This window comes from Halomonas heilongjiangensis (assembly GCF_002879645.1).
Lineage (GTDB): Bacteria > Pseudomonadota > Gammaproteobacteria > Pseudomonadales > Halomonadaceae > Halomonas > Halomonas heilongjiangensis.
The window spans coordinates 31,619-46,693 of the sequence record NZ_PNRE01000090.1 but is presented as its reverse complement, the minus strand read 5'-3'; the positions used below and the strand labels follow the sequence as shown (position 1 = coordinate 46,693).

At 67.7% G+C, this 15,075-nt stretch carries 13 protein-coding genes; 6 read left to right on the top strand and 7 right to left on the bottom strand.

Features of this window, described 5'->3' with window-relative positions:
- Nucleotides 1–13: 13 nt before the first annotated feature.
- A complete protein-coding gene (locus C1H66_RS19115) occupies nt 14–1,885 on the bottom strand; it encodes a feruloyl-CoA synthase (protein WP_102629466.1) in 1,872 nt (623 codons plus the stop codon).
- Between the two features lie 201 nt (nt 1,886–2,086).
- On the bottom strand, nt 2,087–2,992 hold the full coding sequence (locus C1H66_RS19110) for a LysR family transcriptional regulator (protein WP_102629465.1): 906 nt from the start codon (nt 2,990–2,992) through the stop codon (nt 2,087–2,089).
- 204 nt (nt 2,993–3,196) lie between these two features.
- On the opposite strand from C1H66_RS19110, the gene salA reads away from it, so the two are divergent.
- Nucleotides 3,197–4,516 carry a salicylate 1-monooxygenase gene (salA, locus tag C1H66_RS19105; protein ID WP_102629464.1) on the top strand — a complete coding sequence of 440 codons (1,320 nt, stop codon included), beginning with the start codon at nt 3,197–3,199 and terminating at the stop codon, nt 4,514–4,516.
- Nucleotides 4,517–4,555: 39 nt separating this feature from the next.
- Here salA and C1H66_RS19100 read toward each other — a convergent pair whose 3' ends face one another.
- From C1H66_RS19100 to C1H66_RS19090, 3 genes are read right to left on the bottom strand one after another with little or no spacing between them, the layout of a single operon-like run.
- Nucleotides 4,556–5,614 carry a TRAP transporter substrate-binding protein gene (locus C1H66_RS19100; RefSeq protein WP_102629463.1) on the bottom strand — a complete coding sequence of 353 codons (1,059 nt, stop codon included), beginning with the start codon at nt 5,612–5,614 and terminating at the stop codon, nt 4,556–4,558.
- A gap of 34 nt (nt 5,615–5,648) precedes the next feature.
- Nucleotides 5,649–6,617: a PDR/VanB family oxidoreductase gene (locus tag C1H66_RS19095; RefSeq protein ID WP_102629462.1), complete on the bottom strand. Its 969-nt coding sequence runs from the start codon at nt 6,615–6,617 to the stop codon at nt 5,649–5,651.
- Entirely contained in the window at nt 6,614–7,696 is a 1,083-nt protein-coding gene (locus C1H66_RS19090; protein ID WP_102629461.1) for an aromatic ring-hydroxylating dioxygenase subunit alpha, read from the bottom strand. The genes C1H66_RS19095 and C1H66_RS19090 overlap by 4 nt, the downstream gene beginning before the upstream one ends.
- Before the next feature lie 133 nt (nt 7,697–7,829).
- Here C1H66_RS19090 and C1H66_RS19085 point away from each other — a divergent pair, with 133 nt between their 5' ends.
- The 4 genes from C1H66_RS19085 (at nt 7,830) to C1H66_RS19070 (ending at nt 11,631) form a co-directional block, all read left to right on the top strand.
- Nucleotides 7,830–8,525: a GntR family transcriptional regulator gene (locus tag C1H66_RS19085; protein WP_102629460.1), complete on the top strand. Its 696-nt coding sequence runs from the start codon at nt 7,830–7,832 to the stop codon at nt 8,523–8,525.
- Between the two features lie 250 nt (nt 8,526–8,775).
- Entirely contained in the window at nt 8,776–9,807 is a 1,032-nt protein-coding gene (locus C1H66_RS19080) for a TRAP transporter substrate-binding protein (protein ID WP_102629459.1), read from the top strand.
- A 5-nt stretch (nt 9,808–9,812) separates the two neighbouring features.
- Nucleotides 9,813–10,340, top strand: a complete 528-nt coding sequence (locus C1H66_RS19075) for a TRAP transporter small permease subunit (RefSeq protein ID WP_102629458.1) — start codon at nt 9,813–9,815, stop codon at nt 10,338–10,340.
- 1 nt (nt 10,341) lies between these two features.
- On the top strand, nt 10,342–11,631 hold the full coding sequence (locus tag C1H66_RS19070; protein WP_102629565.1) for a TRAP transporter large permease: 1,290 nt from the start codon (nt 10,342–10,344) through the stop codon (nt 11,629–11,631).
- Nucleotides 11,632–11,664: 33 nt separating this feature from the next.
- Here the strand turns inward: C1H66_RS19070 and C1H66_RS19065 are convergent, their stop codons facing one another.
- On the bottom strand, nt 11,665–12,603 hold the full coding sequence (locus C1H66_RS19065) for a helix-turn-helix domain-containing protein (protein ID WP_102629457.1): 939 nt from the start codon (nt 12,601–12,603) through the stop codon (nt 11,665–11,667).
- Nucleotides 12,604–12,747: 144 nt separating this feature from the next.
- On the opposite strand from C1H66_RS19065, the gene pobA reads away from it, so the two are divergent.
- Nucleotides 12,748–13,944 (top strand): 4-hydroxybenzoate 3-monooxygenase, encoded by a 1,197-nt coding sequence (gene pobA / locus C1H66_RS19060; protein WP_102629456.1) that lies wholly within the window; start codon nt 12,748–12,750, stop codon nt 13,942–13,944.
- A gap of 50 nt (nt 13,945–13,994) precedes the next feature.
- On the opposite strand, the gene C1H66_RS19055 is transcribed toward pobA, so the two are convergent.
- Nucleotides 13,995–14,897 (bottom strand): LysR family transcriptional regulator, encoded by a 903-nt coding sequence (locus tag C1H66_RS19055; protein WP_102629455.1) that lies wholly within the window; start codon nt 14,895–14,897, stop codon nt 13,995–13,997.
- Nucleotides 14,898–15,075 lie beyond the last annotated feature (178 nt).

The window sequence follows — 15,075 nt, the reverse complement described above, 5'->3', positions numbered from 1 at the left end:
GTGTTCCTCTGCATCAATGCTCGGTATTCAGGGTGATGACACGGGGATCGCCCGTGTCGTCGTAGAGGGCGTGGACCAGCTCGGTGCGACGATCCAGGACCTTGCGCTGGTTGATGTAGCCCTTGTCGGTGATCTCGCCGGCCTCCATCGAGGGCGGCTCCTCGAGCAGCAGGGCACGGGTCGGATAGGTGGAGCTGCCGCCGCCGCTCGCCTTCAGGGCGCGCATGGCCTCGCGCACGCGCTCGACGACCTCGGGCCGCGACAGCACGCTCGCCGCCGGGGCGTCCTCGGGGAGGGCCGGGCAGAGGCGGCGGCACTCGGCCAGGTGGGGGACGATCAGGAAACCGATCTCGTCGCGGTCGTGGCCTGTGACCACGATGTCCTGGGCGACGGGCTTGAGGGCATCCAGGCCGGTCATGCGCAACGCGCCCACATGCACCCAGGTGCCGGTCAGCAGCTTGAAGTCCTCGCTGACGCGGCCATCGAAGAGCAGGCCCAGCTCGGGACGCTCGGGGTCCACGAAGCGCACCGCGTCGCCGATCATGTAGAAGCCCTCGTCGTCGAAGGCCTTGGCCGACAGTTCGGGCTGTTTCCAGTAGCCGGTGAAGACGTTGGGCCCCTTGACTCGCACCTCGAGCTTGCCCGCCGTGGGCACCAGCTTGAGGGTGCAGCCCGGCACCGGCACGCCGATCACCCCGGAGCGTACCGCCGGGAAGTGGCAGTCGGTGCAGATCGGGGCGGTCTCGGTGGAGCCCCAGGAGGAGGCGATCAGCACCTCGCGGCCGGCGGTCTCCCGGGCCATGGTCTCGAGCTCGGTCCACAGGTGGTCGGGCAGCGCCGCGGCGGCGTAGAAGATCAGCTGCAGGCGCTGGAAGAAGGCCCGGCGCAGCTCGGCATCGTCGCGCAGCAGGGGCACCAGCATGTCGTAGGCCCGCGGCACACTGAAGTAGTGGGTCGGCGAGACCTCGCGCAGGTTGCGGGCGGTCTTCCCGATCAGCTCCGGGGTCGGCTTGCCGTCGTCCAGATAGAGGGTGCCGCCCCAGCGCAGGATGATATTGAAGTTGTGGTTGCCGCCGAAGGTGTGGCTCCAGGGCAGCCAGTCGAGCAGCACCGGCGCTCGCTCGGCCAGGGTCGGCCAGAGCAGGGCCTTGGCCTGCTGGTTGGAGCAGAGCATGCGCTGGGTGTTGGGGACCGCCTTGGGGGTGCCCACCGAGCCGGAGGTGAACAGGAACTTGGCGATGGTGTCCGGGGTGATGGCGGCGAAGGCGGCCATCACCGCCGCGTCATCGGCGCCTTTTTCCAGCTCGGCGAAGGGGGTGGCGCCCTCGCTGGCGGCGCTGCGGTTGCCGGCCACCACGATCCCGTCGTGGAGCCCGGCGATGGCCTCCAGCGCCGGTGCAAAGGGCTCGATGGGGTCGGCGTAGACCACCCCGGGCTGCAGCAGCCGGATCTGGCCCTTGAGCTTGGCGTGGTCCCTGGACATCAGCGAGCTGCCGGGCGAGATCGAGCAGGAGGGCACGCCGATATGCATGGCGGCGGTCATCAGCAGGGCATGCTCGATGCTGTTGTCCGAGAGGATCACCAGCGGGCGCTCGGGGGAGAGCCCCTGGCTCAGCAGCCAGCCGGCGATGGCGATCACCCGTCGGCGCGCCTCGCCGTAGGTGAGCGTGTTCCAGGCGCCCCGGGCGTCGCGCTCGGCCAGCCAGACGCGATCCGGGGCCTCGCGAGCCCAGTGCTCCAGCCATTCGCCGCTGCAGCGGGCGTAGTCGTCGCCCAGCGAGATCGCGGAGTGCAGCAGCCGGGTGCCGTCGTCCCGGCGCTCGAGTCGCACCCGGGGGGCGATGAAGGCAGGGGCTGGTAGCTGGTCGAGCGTGGAGGTTGTCATTATCGGCTCCTTGCCGTCAGGCTGAGCATTTATGTTGTTAGAAAATACTGTTGTGTGACTAAACAATATAGAGATTACAACAGCTCTCCGAGCGGGTCATCACCCGGGGCTACGTCTTTGGTCGAGTGTGGGCCATCGGGCCGGGAAGGGGAGAACGAAAAACGGCGGCCCAGGGGCCGCCGCGGGGCAGAGGGAGCGTCGTTACTCGGCGAACATCTCGAAGACCAGGCCGCGCAGCCAGCGGTTGCCGGCATCCTGGTGGAAGCGCCGGTGCCAGAAGAGGTTGATCGGGATCTCGGGGAAGGGCACGGGATGCTCGCGCATCGCCAACCGGAACCGCTCTCGGGTCACCTCGGCCAGCTTGTCGGTGACGGTCACCACCAGGTCGGTGCTGCTGACGATGTAGGGCACCGCGGCGAAGTGAGGAAGCTCGAGCCTGACCGGCCGGGTGACGCCAGACCTGGCCAGCTGCTCCTCGACGATGCCATGGCCGGTGCCCCGGGCCACCACCACGGCATGCTGGGCGGCGACGAAGGCCGCCAGGTCGAAATCCCCCGTCGCCAGGGGGTGGTCCGCCTTCATCAGGCAGACATAGCGCTGCACGAAGAGCCCCTGCTGGTAGAAGCCGGCGCCGAGCTGGGGAATCAGGCCGATGGCCAGGTCGATCCGTCCTTCCTCCATCTCCCGTTTCAGATCCTCGTTCTGGCTGCGCACCGTGCTCAGGCAGATGCCCGGGGCCTCCCGGGTCAGGCGTTCGAGCAGGCGAGGCAGGAAGACGATCTCGCCGATGTCGGTCATGGCGATGTTGAAGGTACGCTCGCTCACGGCCGGGTCGAAGTCTTCCGGCCGGTTGAGGATCTCCTGGAGACGGGCCAGGGCCTCGGCGATCGGTGGATGCAGGCGAGTGGCCAGCGGCGTCGGCATCAGCCCCCGCGAGGTGCGTTCGAAGAGCTCGTCGCCGAGCAGGGTGCGCAGCCGCTTCAGGGCATGGCTGACCGCGGGCTGGGTGAGTCCGAGGCGCAGCGCCACGCGCTGGGTGTTCTGCTCCTGGTAGAGGAGGTCGAACACCACCAGCAGGTTCACGTCGATCTCCGACAGCTTGATCATGGCGTCCTCGTCGTCAGGGCTGTTTTCCGCGCATCGAGGCATTGGACAAAGGTCGAGTCTCGACAGGTGAGGAATCATGCAGGTTATTGTTTTATGGGCTTATTAGTCGTGCTTATGCGGTGAATGCAGGGGGCTGTGTGGTCGCCGACGAGCGGCGCGCCTAGCGTGAGGGCACATCCCCTGTCAGTTCACGAGAGCACGACCATGGTAGCCAACACCCAGCAAAAACGCCTTTCCATCGGCATCATCGGCGGCGGCATCGGCGGCGTGGCCTTCGCCGTGGCCCTGTCGCGGGATCCCGGCCTCGACGTCCAGCTCTTCGAGGCCGCACCGCAGTTCTCCGAGATCGGTGCCGGCGTCTCCTTCGGGCCCAACGCCGTGCGGGCCATCCGGCTGCTCGGCCTGGAAGCCTCCTATCGTCGCATCGCCGACGCCTCCCCGGCGCCCTATGAGGACGTCTGGTTCGAGTGGCGGCGCTGGCACGACGACGCCTATTTGACCGCCTCCCTGGCACCCGGCTGCGGCCAGTCCTCGGTTCACCGGGCCGACTTCCTGGACGCCATCGTCGCCAATCTGCCCGAGGGGATCGCCCACTTCGGCAAGCGCTGTGTCGAGGTGCAGCAGAACGGTGAGGGCGCCACCGCACGCTTTGACGACGGGACCTCCTTCACTGCCGATTTCCTGATCGGCTACGACGGCATCAAGTCGGCGGTGCGCGAGCACGTGTTGCCGCCGGCCCAGTACGGCGACCTCGGCCCGTTCTGGAGCGGCACCTATGCCTATCGCGGGATGATTCCCACCGGGCAGCTGGAGGCGGCGCTGGAAGAGCGGAGTGCCGACAGGCGGCTGGCGCTGGTGCCACAGATGTACCTCGGCCCCGATCGTCACATCCTGACCTTCCCGGTCAAGCAGTCCGAACTGATCAACGTGGTGGCCTTCATCACCGACCGCTCCACCGCGAATCCCCGGTTGCCTGAGGGCGAGGCCTGGGTCACTGCCGTGACCCAGGAGGAGATGCTGGGCGTGTTCGAGGGCTGGGGCGTGGCATCCCAGGCCATCCTGGCCTGCATTCCCGAGCCGACCCGCTGGGCCCTGCATGAGCTGCCGGAGCTGCCCTTCTATCACCGCGATCGGGTGCTGATCGTGGGGGATGCGGCCCATGCCATGGTGCCTCACCAGGGCGCAGGGGCCGGCCAGGCGCTGGAGGATGCCTATGTGCTGGCCAGCCTGCTCACCGACCAGGCCTGCGATCGGCACAACGCCCAGCAGGTCCTGGCGGCCTTCGAGGCGGTTCGCCACGCGCGCACCTGCCAGGTGCAGCGTACCTCCCATGAAGCGGGAGACCTCTACGAGTACAGCGCCCCAGGCATCGGCGATGACGAAGCGAAGATATCTTCCGAGCTGGAGACTCGGTTCGACTGGCTCTGGAACCACGATCCCCGGGACGACGTGCTCGCCGCCAGGGAGCGTCTGGGGTGGGAGCCGGTGCCGTCGCTGCGCCGCGGCATCAGTATTCCTTGCTGAGCCCGGGCCCGCCGTGGTGCTTTCTCGATCCTTCCGGCTTCAGGCCTCGCAGCGCTCCTGGAGCTGTAGGGCGGCCTCGTAGATCTCGCCGGCCTTGCTGCCGGTTTCCTCCAGATAACCATCGATGGTTTGCTGCAGCACGGGGCCCCAGTCCGGGTGGTCGAGGGCGTCCTCGATGACCAGGAACTCATGGCCGGCGGCCTCGGCGTCCTCTCGGCCCTGGCGGATCAGCTCGTCGTAGACCTCCGCGGCGCGCAGCGACCACGCCAGGCCGCTGTGGTCGTCGATGACCCGCTGCAGGTCCTCGGGCAGGCCATCGTAGCTGCGCCGGCTCATGGTGGCGAACAGCGACAGGTCGTAGAGCGGCACCTCGGTGTGGTAGCCGGCCAACTCGTTGAGACGGAAGGTCTTCATGCCCTCCCAGTTGAAGCTCAGGCCATCCACCACGCCGCGCTGCATGGCGGTGAACACCTCGGGGGCCGGCATGCCCACGGCCTGGGCGCCGAGCCGGGTGAACATGTCGCCGACCACCGGCGTGGGACGGCGCAGGCGCAGGCCCTCCAGGTCCTGGGGCGTCTCGATCAGGTGCTCCCTGGTGTGCAGGTAGCCGGGGCCGGTGGTGAACATGAACAGCGGACGGGTATCGGAATACTCCGCCGCGAAGTGCCCCTGGTCGTAGAGGGATTGCAGGATGCAGGAGCCCTGGCGGCTGCTGGCCGAGACGCCGGGCAGCTCGACCACCTGGGTCAGGGGGAAGCGCCCGGCGTTGTAGCCCTGGGCCGAGGCGCCGATATCGGCGATGCCGCTGACGGTGCTTTCGTAGGCCTTGTCGGACTTGGCCAGGGTCTGGCTGGGGTAGACCTCCACCTCGAGGCGGCCCTCCGAGGCCGCTTCGACGCTCTCCGCCCAGGCCTGGAACAGCTCGCGGTCGATCAACGAGCCGCCGGGCCAGACGTGGGCGATGCGCAGGGTGGTGGTCTCGGCCAGAGCGGGAGTGGCGATGAAAACGGCGGCCAGGGCGCCGGTCAGGGCGCGGTTCAAGGTGCTCTTCAAGGCACTGTTCAGGGTGAAAGGGGTCACGATCTTGCTGGGTGTCATGGGGATTCCTCTTGTCGTTATGTTGTTGAAACGCTTATAGGTCCAGCACCAGGACCTTGCTCCTGGCGCGCGAGCAGCAGGGGGTGAACTGGTCGTTGGCGGCGTGCTCGTCGTCGTCCAGATAGAGGTCGCGGTGATCGGGTTCGCCCTCCAGCACCCGGGTCAGGCAGGTGCCGCAGACCCCCTGCTCGCAGGAGACCATGACCTCGATGCCGTTCTCGGTGAGGACCTGATGCACCGTCTTGTCGGCGGGCACGGTGAAGCTGGCGCCGCTACTGGCGATCCTGACCTCGAAGCTGTCGTCGTCGCTGGTGTCGGCCACGGCACCGGCGAAATACTCGGTGTGCAGGCGCTCGCCGGGCCAGCCCTTCGCCTTGGCGGTCGACAGCACCGCCTCGATGAAGCCGGTGGGGCCGCATACGTAGACGCGGGTGTCGGGCGCCGGTGTGGCCAGCAGGGCTTCCAGGTCCAGCTTCTGCTCCGGCGCGCCATCGTCGAAGTGAAAGTGCACTCGCTCGGCGAAGCCGGAGGCGGCGATGCGCTTACGAAAGGCGGTGCGTTCGGCGGAGCGGGTGCAGTAGTGCAGTGCGAAGTCGGCCTCAAGATGGGCCAGGCGTTCGGCCATGCACAGCAAGGGCGTGATGCCGATCCCACCGGCCAGCAGCAGGGTGCGCCCGGCCGGCTTGAGCGGGAAGTGGTTCTTGGGCGCGCTGATCTGGACCAGGTCGCCCACTTGAAACTCCTCGTGCATGGCCACCGAGCCGCCCCGGGAGGTGGGGTCGCGCAGTACCCCGATCAGGTAGCGGTCGCGCTCCTCGGGGTGGTTGCACAGCGAGTACTGGCGGATGACGCCTTCCTTCACCCGTACGTCGATATGGGCGCCGGCGCTGAACGCCGGCAGCGGCCGACCGTGGGGATCGGCCAACTCGAGGGTGACGATATCCTGGGCTTCCTCGTGACGAGCCTTGATCTCGACGATCAACGAGAGGGGAGCGCCGCTCATGCCGTGGCCTCCCCTGTGGCGGCCTCGCGCTCCTCGGCGAGGAGCCGGTCGATGATGCGTCGTGCCTGTACACCGCCGCCGTCGATGTTGAGCTTGAGCAGCCGGCGCTCCGGGTAGCGCAGCAGGTTGCGCTGCTGGGCCTCGAGCATCTCCAGGTCCTCGGCGAAGATCTGGCCCTGTCCTTCTCGGATCTTGTCGGTGAGTTCGGTGTCCTCGGGCTTGAAGTTGCGCGCCATGCCCCAGAAATACCAGATCGAGGTGTCGGTCTCGGGGGTGATGAAGTCCACCACGATGCTCGAGGCCTTGACCTCGGCCGGGGCCTGGTAGCCGCCATTCCCGGCATGGGCTACGCCGACCTCGATATGGACATGGCTCGGCGGGGTGAAGCGGCAGATCTGCCAGCGGTCCACCGCCACGTCGTCGGCCAGGCCGTTGCCGCGCAGGGCCGCCTGCCAGAAGGGCGGCGCCGGGATGCTCTCCATGTGCCGGCTGGTGACCACCTCGTCGCCGTCGACACGGGTCTCGGGGGCGGCCTCCTCGATCTCCGGCTGGCCGATGCTGGAGGCGTGCACATAGGTCTCATGGGTCAGGTCCATGAGGTTGTCGATCATCAGGCGGTATTCGCACTGGACGTGGTAGAGCCCGCCGCCATAGGCCCAGTCCGGGTTATGGGCCCAGTGCAGTGCCGGAATCAGGTCGGGGTCGGCCTGGTCCGGGTCGCCCGGCCAGAGCCACACGAAGCCGTGGCGCTCCTCCACCGGGTAGGCGCGGATGCTCGGGAAGCCGCGCACCCGCTGGCCCGGCATGCCGGCGCACTTGCCGTTGCAGCCCATCTCCAGACCGTGGTAGCCGCAGACCAGCTTGCCGTCGCGCACGAAACCCAGCGACAACGGGGCGCCGCGGTGGGGGCAGAAGTCCTCCACGGCGGCCACGCGGCCCTCGTCGCCGCGGAAGAAGACGATCGGCTCGTTGCAGATGGTGCGCCCCAGCGGCTTGTCCTCGATCTCGTCCGGGGTGCAGGCGACGTACCAGGTATTCTTGGGATAGGGGGCATTGGAATAGGGGGCTTGGAGTGTCACGGTTCTCTCCTCGGCGGGAATCTTGTGTTTGGATCCAAAGTAGAGCCTCGGGGTGTATTATTGGTCAACTTATGCTTTAGTTGGATCCATTGGTGGCGATAACGAGAATGTGCAGCGACATCAGGGAGATCGGGTGAGCAACAGCGACAAGAGTGTGGTGAGCCGGCTGCGCAAGCTGATCGGCGAGGGGGCCTACCGGCCGGGCGAACGCCTCGGCGAGGTGGCGGTGTCGGAGCAGCTGGGCGTCTCGCGGACCCCGGTGCGCCTGGCCTTCCGCACCCTGGAGCAGGAGGGGCTGCTGCAGCGGGCCGGCAAGCGCGGCTTCATGGTGCGGGAGTTCACCGACGCCGATGTGCTCTGTGCCGTGGAGGTGCGCGGGGTGCTGGAAGGGCTGGCGGCCCGGCGCCTGGCCGAGCAGGGCCTGTCGGCGGACCTGGACGCCGAGTTGCAGGTTTGGATCCAGAAGGGGCGGGAGCTGCTGGCCAAGGGCTACCTGGAGGAGCGCGACATCGACGCCTGGAGCGAGCTCAACCACCACTTCCACGAGGCCATCGTCGGCTCGGCCGGCAGCCCGGTGATCGGCGATGCCATCGCCCGCAACAACCATCTGCCCTTCGCCGCCGCCGACTCCATCGTCATCGACAGCGAGGCCCTGGATCGGGAGTACCGCAAGCTGCAGCTGGCCCAGATCCAGCACGAGCTGGTGGTCCAGGCGCTGCGCCACGGCGAGGGGGCCCGGGCCGAGATGCTGATGCGCGAGCACGCCTTCATCGGCCTGCGCTACGGGGAGCTGCTGGGCCTGGGCGCGGGGCCGGGTGGCGCGCGGTGATACGACTAAAGTCGCCCCGTTATCTTGGAAATGTCCAAGCGATCGTGCTGATTTTGCCTTATTTGGCGAGCGGCTTCGGGGAAAATGATAACTCCACCGATGCCGCCGTTATCCGCGACCGGGGCGCGTGCCATCGACCAAGGTCGATTTTCGCGAGGGCGGCGCGGCGGGTTACGTTCGGAGGCCGCAGCCGAACGAGAATTCGCATCACGAACATGCAGTGCACCATAACGATAACCGGAGCATCCTGATGAACCGCACCCTGTCCCGCTGCCTGCTGGCGGCCGCCATCGCCGGCCTCACCGCCGCTTCCGCTCACGCCGCCACTACCCTGCGCATGGCCCACTTCTGGCCGGGTGCCTCGGGCATCAACCAGGAGATCTTCGAGGCCTGGGCCGACACCATCGAGGAGGAGTCCGGCGGCGAGCTGCGCGTCGAGATGTTCCCCTCCGGCACCCTGGCCAAGCCCGACGCCATCTACGAGGCGGTGGGCAACGGCATCGCCGACATCGGCGCCACGGCCCAGGGCTACACCGCCGGCCGCTTCCCGCTGTCGCAGCTCGTCGAGCTGCCCGGCGTGGCGACCACCGCCACCCAGGGGGCCTGCGTGCTGCAGACCCTCTACGACGACGGCCACTTCGACGAGGAGTACGCCGACACCCGGCCGCTGTTCATGTTCACCACCGGGCCGGGCGGCATCCACACCATCGATACCGACGTCCAGACGCCGGCCGACCTCGAGGGCCTGCGGATCCGCCGTCCCACCGCCGTGGCCGGCGACATCCTCGAGAACATGGGCGCCAACCCGGTGGGTATGCCGGCCCCGGACATCTACACCGCCATGCAGCGCGGCGTGCTCGATGGCCTGAGCTTCCCCTGGGAGGGGCTCAAGGGGTTCCGCATCAATGAGCTGGTCGAGTACCACACCGAGGTGCCCTTCTACACCCTGATCTTCGTGGCCACCATGAGCCAGCGCACCTATGACGGCCTGAGCCCCGAGCAGCAGGCGGTGATCGACGCCAACTCCGGCATGACGTGGGCCGAGAAGGCCGGCGTGGTCTTCGACCGCCTGGACGTCGAGGGCAAGCAGGAGGCCGAGGAAGCCGGCCACACCATCCGCGAGATCGAGGCCCCGCTGGAGCACCCGGACTGGCAGCAGCCGCTCCAGGACGGCATCGAGGGCTACCTGGCTCAGCTCGAGGAGCGCGGGCTCGACCAGGCGCGCGAGGTCTACGAGGCCGCCCTCGCCGCCAGTGCGTCCTGCGCCGCCGATCAGGGGTAAGGGCGATGCAGGCATTCCTGGAAAGGGCCAGCCGCTGGCTGGCCCTCGTCTGTCGTGTCGTCGCCGGCCTCGCCCTGGTGGCGCTGCTGGCGGTGACCATCGCCGATGTCGGCACCCGCTACCTCTATCGCCTCACCGAGGGCGCCATCGCCCTGCGCGTGACCGGCAGCGTGGAGCTGGTCAGCTACCTGATGCTCTGTTCGCTGCTGGCCGCCATGGCGGCCAACGTGGAGAAGAGCCAGGTGGTGGTGGAGGCCTTCTCCCATGGCCTCGCGCCCGCCCTCAAGCACCGCCTGCACGGCCTCTACCTGCTGGGCTTCGCGGCGCTCGGCCTGGTGCTGTTCCTCGGCCTGCTCGACTCGGCCGCGGCGGCGACCCGCCACGGCGAGATCACCCAGGACCTGCGCCTGCCGATGGGCCCCATCTACCAGGTAGCCGCGACGCTCAGCCTGCTGCTGGGGCTGCGCAGCCTGATCCATGCGCTGCTCGGTGCGGTCTTCGGCGTCGCACAGGAGGTGTCCGGTGGTGAATGAACTGGGGAGTGAGATGATCGGCGCCATCGGGCTGGCCCTGCTGCTGGTGCTGATGGTGCTGCGCGTGCCGGTGGCCCTGACCATGCTGATCGTCGGGGTGGTGGGCTTCGCCCAGGTGATCAGCTGGGACGCGGCCATCGCCCAGGTGAAGACGGTGCCGGTGGAGGTGCTCTCCAACTACAGCTTCAGCGCCGTGCCGATGTTCATCCTGATGGGCGTGCTGGCGGCGCACTCCGGCATGGCCGGCAAGCTGTTCGACTCGGCGCGCAGCATCTGCGGCGGCTGGAAGGGCGGGTTGGCGATTTCTGCCATTGGTTCCTGCGGGGTCTTCTCGGCGATCTCGGGCTCCTCGCTGGCCACCGCCAGCACCATGACCCGGGTCGCCCTGCCGGAGATGGAGCGCTACGGGTACAACCGCGGCCTGGCCACCGGGGCGCTAGCCGCCGGCGGTACCCTGGGCATCATGATTCCGCCCTCCATCGCGCTGCTGATCTACGCCATCCTCACCGAGCAGTCGGTGGGCGACATGTTCATGGCCGGCCTGGTGCCGGGGCTGATGGGCCTGGTGATGTACGCGCTGACGGTCAGCGTGGTGATGCGCGTGCGGCCTACCCTGGCGGTGGCCGGCGAGCCCACGGCCTGGAGGGAGAAGCTGCTGTCGATGGGCGGCCTGGTGCCCTTCTTCGCGGTCTTCCTGGTGATGATCCTGGGCATCTACTTCGGCGCCTTCACCCCCACCGAGGGGGCCAGCGTGGGGGCCTTCGCCACCCTGCTCTACGCCCTGGCCAAGGGCATGCGACTGGCCGGCCTGTGGCAGAGCGTCCAGGAGACCCTGGCGCTCTCCGCGGTGGTGTTCTTCATGCTGGTGGGCGCCGAGACCCTGGGCTACTTCATCTCGGTGTCGCGGATCTCGTTCTCGATCAGCGACTTCCTGTATGGCGTGGACCTGGCGCCGATCCTGGTGGTGCTGTGCATCCTGCTGCTCTACTTCGTGCTGGGGATGTTCATGGACTCCATCGCCATGCTGGTGATCACGGTGCCGGTGGTCTTCCCGATCATCCAGTCACTGGGCATCGACCCGGTGTGGTTCGGCATCGTCACCGTGCTCACCGTGGAGCTCGGGCTGATCACCCCGCCGGTGGGCATGAACGTCTTCGTGATCAAGGCCATGGCGCCCCACGTGGGGCTGGGCGAGATCTTCCGCGGCGTGGCGCCCTTCATCGTCTCGGACTTCGTGCGCCTGGCGCTGCTGATCGCCTTTCCGGTGCTGTCCACGCTGTTCCTGCTCTGAGGCGCCGTGTCGATGGCTCGCCACGCCCCCGGTTCAGCTCGCCTGGCCGGGGGCGTGGCGTTCCGGGGCCTCGGTCGCCAGCTGGCGCAGCCGGAAGTCCCGCGGCGATAGGCCGGTATTGCGCTTGAAGAAGCGGGTGAAGTAGGCCGGTTCCGAGAAGCCCAGGGTGTCGGCCACCTGGCCGATGGTCATGTTGGTGTAGGTGAGCTGGCGCTTGGCCTCCAGCAGCAGGCGCTCGTGGAGCAGCTGCAGGGCGCTGCGGTCGGCCAGGCGCCGGCACAGGGTGTTGAGGTGGGCGCTGGTCATGCCGAGCTGGCCGGCCAGCGACTCGACGCTGGGCTGCTGGCGGTACTGGGCCTCGATCAACGCCTGGAGGCTGGCCAGGTGCTCGTAGCCCTTGTGTCGCTGTTGTCGGCCGCTGCGAGGCGTGCGCTCGTCTCGCGAGGTGTCGAGCCGCGACAGCTCCACCACCAGGGCCTGGATCAGGGCCTCCAGCAGGCTGGTGCGCCCCGGCGCCGGCTGGCGGTACTCCTCATCGATCTGCGTTATCAGGGTGGCGATGTGCCGCGCCGCGTCCGGTCGGTCGAGGCGGTGGAAGTCGGCGCGGACCAGCGCCTTGCCCTGTTCGGCCAGGCTGTGGGCCAGGTGCTCGGCCAGGGGCTGGGCCAGGGTGACGATATGCCCCTCGATATCCTCGGAGAAGCGGAAGCCGTGGATCGCCATGGCCGGCACCACGATGGCCAGCGGACCCTCCAGGCGATGGGGGGTGCCTTCCAGTTCCAGGGTCACGCTGCCGCTGGCAACGTGCAGCACGTGCACCAGGTCGGCATGGCGGTGGGCGCGGATGTGCCAGTCGTGCAGCCGGCTGCGCTCGGGAATCGACTCGCAGTGCAGCAGGTCCGGGGTCGGCCAGTGGCGGGTCTCGCCGTAGAGCTTGAAGACCGGCACCGAGGTTGCGGGGGCGGTGGGCATGGCGGCTTCCTGGGGATGCGACCAAAGTCGGTGCGCTATCCGCGTAATGTCCAAGTATTGATGCCGATCATGCCTTATTTGTCGGGCGAATTCATTGAAAAATGCAAGTCATCGTATATTGACGAATTCGATAGAGGCATCCCCATGAAGACTAGAGTCGCCATCATCGGTGCCGGGCCCTCCGGCCTGCTGCTCGGCCAACTGCTGAGCCGCCAGGGCATCGACAACGTCATCCTCGAGCGCAGGAGCGGCGAGTACGTGCTGAGCCGGATCCGCGCCGGGGTGCTGGAGCAGGGCATGGTCGACCTGCTGCACGAGGCCGGGGTCGCCGAGCGCATGGACGCCGAGGGCCTGCCCCATGATGGCGTCGAGCTGGCCTTCGACAACCGCCGGGTGCGGGTGGACCTCAAGGGGCTGACCGGTGGCAAGACGGTGATGGTCTACGGCCAGACCGAGGTGACCCGCGACCTGATGGAGGCCCGTGAGGCGAGCGGCGGCACGACGATCTACGAGGCCGACAACGTCCGGCTCCATGACCTGGAGAGCGAGCGCCCCGATATTAAGCCCTATGTCACCTTCGAGAAGGACGGCGAGACGGTACGCCTCGACTGCGACTACGTGGCGGGCTGCGACGGCTTCCATGGCGTATCGCGCCGGTCGATCCCCGGGGGCCGCATCACGGAGTTCGAGAAGGTCTACCCCTTCGGCTGGCTGGGGATTCTCGCCGACACCCCGCCGGTCGCCGATGAGCTGATCTATGCCCGCCACGCGCGCGGCTTCAGCCTGTGCAGCATGCGCTCCGCGACCCGCAGCCGCTACTACCTGCAGGTGCCGCTGGACGAGAAGGTCGAGGACTGGTCCGACGAGCGCTTCTGGGAGGAGCTAAAGCGCCGCCTGCCCGATGACGTGGCCGAGAAGCTGGTGACCGGCCCCTCCATCGAGAAGAGCATCGCGCCGCTGCGCAGCTTCGTGGTCGAGCCGATGCAGTACGGCCGCCTGTTCCTGGTGGGCGACGCCGCGCACATCGTGCCGCCCACCGGCGCCAAGGGACTCAACCTCGCCGCCAGCGACGTCAACACCCTCTACCGGCTGATGGTGAAGGTCTATCAGCAGGGACGGACCGACCTGATCCCCAGCTATTCGCAGACCTGCCTCAAGCGGATCTGGAAGGCCGAGCGCTTCTCCTGGTGGATGACCTCCCTGTTGCACAAGTTCTCCGAGGAGGAGGACTTCGCAACCCGCATGCAGCAGGCCGAACTGGACTATGTGACCAGCTCCGAGGCGGGCCTCACCACCATCGCCGAGAACTACGTGGGCCTACCCTACGAATCGCTGGAATAGGCCCGCGTCGCCATGGTGGCCTCCTTGACCCGGAAGAGGGAAGCCGGCGCTCAGGGATAGCGCCCGGTACGCCGGTTCTCCACCAGTACCTCGAGGATCGCATTGGCCTCCTGCATGATCGGCGAGGGCTTCTCGCCGCGCCGGCGGCTGCACAGTACCGGGGAGGTGAGGCTCTTGTCGGCCAGGTAGACGAAGACGATGCCATCCCGGCGTACCCGCTTGACCTGTTCGGGGACCAGGGTGATGCCGATCTCCGAGGCCACCAAGCCCAGCGCGGTCTGCAGCTCGTTGGCTTCCTGCACCACCTCCACCTTGAGGCCATGCCGGCGGAACAGGCCGAGGACCGTATCGGCCAGGCTGGGGCGCGGCTTGGCGGGGAAGAGGATCAGCGGGTAGCGGGCCAGCTCCTCCAGGGTGGGGGTGGTGTCTGCCAGGGGGTGGCCCTCGGGCAGGGCGGCCATCAGCGGTTCGTCGAACAGCACCTCCTGCTCCACGTCCGGGTCGTCGATCCTCAGGCGGCCGAAGCCGATGTCGATGCGCCCGGCCTTCAGCGCCTGGACCTGCTGCACGGTGGTCAGCTCCACCAGGGTTAGCTCGACATTATCCTTTTGTCGTAAGCCACGCACCAGCAGCGGCAGCTGGCCGTAGAACACCGAGGGCACGAAGCCGATGCCGAACAGCACGCGCTGGCTGCGCGCCATGCGCCGCGTGGCCTCCACGGTGGCATCCACCTTCTCGAGTATCTGCAGGGCATGTTGCTGGAAGAACAGCCCGGTGGGCGTCAGGCGCAGTCCGCGGGGGCCCCGCTCGAACAGTTCGGCCCCGACTTCCATTTCCAACTGTTTGATTTGTCGAGATAAAGGTGGCTGAGACATATGCAGCCGCTCGGCGGCGCAGGTGAGGTTGAGCTCCTCGGCGACCACGCAGAAGTACCGTAGATGGCGTAGCTCCATGATACCTCCTGGGTATGGCTCGGCACCCAAACAATATTGGTTCCGCCCTCGGGCTGCAATCACACTGCCACCCAATCACTAGATTCCCCGGATTGGGAGCCACCATGACACCCCTGATCGAGTCCATCGAGACGCTGTTGGTCGACCTGCCGACCATCCGCCCCCACAAGCTCTCCAT

Excerpts from the sequence above, each read along its gene's own strand:
- C1H66_RS19080 (WP_102629459.1), top strand. The coding sequence starts at position 8,776 with ATGAACCGCACCCTGTCCCGCTGCCTGCTGGCGGCCGCCATCGCCGGC.
- C1H66_RS19110 (WP_102629465.1), bottom strand. The coding sequence starts at position 2,992 with ATGATCAAGCTGTCGGAGATCGACGTGAACCTGCTGGTGGTGTTCGAC.
- C1H66_RS19115 (WP_102629466.1), bottom strand. The coding sequence starts at position 1,885 with ATGACAACCTCCACGCTCGACCAGCTACCAGCCCCTGCCTTCATCGCC.
- C1H66_RS19065 (WP_102629457.1), bottom strand. The coding sequence starts at position 12,603 with ATGCCCACCGCCCCCGCAACCTCGGTGCCGGTCTTCAAGCTCTACGGC.
- C1H66_RS19095 (WP_102629462.1), bottom strand. The coding sequence starts at position 6,617 with ATGAGCGGCGCTCCCCTCTCGTTGATCGTCGAGATCAAGGCTCGTCAC.
- pobA (WP_102629456.1), top strand. The coding sequence starts at position 12,748 with ATGAAGACTAGAGTCGCCATCATCGGTGCCGGGCCCTCCGGCCTGCTG.
- salA (WP_102629464.1), top strand. The coding sequence starts at position 3,197 with ATGGTAGCCAACACCCAGCAAAAACGCCTTTCCATCGGCATCATCGGC.
- C1H66_RS19100 (WP_102629463.1), bottom strand. The coding sequence starts at position 5,614 with ATGACACCCAGCAAGATCGTGACCCCTTTCACCCTGAACAGTGCCTTG.
- C1H66_RS19075 (WP_102629458.1), top strand. The coding sequence starts at position 9,813 with ATGCAGGCATTCCTGGAAAGGGCCAGCCGCTGGCTGGCCCTCGTCTGT.
- C1H66_RS19055 (WP_102629455.1), bottom strand. The coding sequence starts at position 14,897 with ATGGAGCTACGCCATCTACGGTACTTCTGCGTGGTCGCCGAGGAGCTC.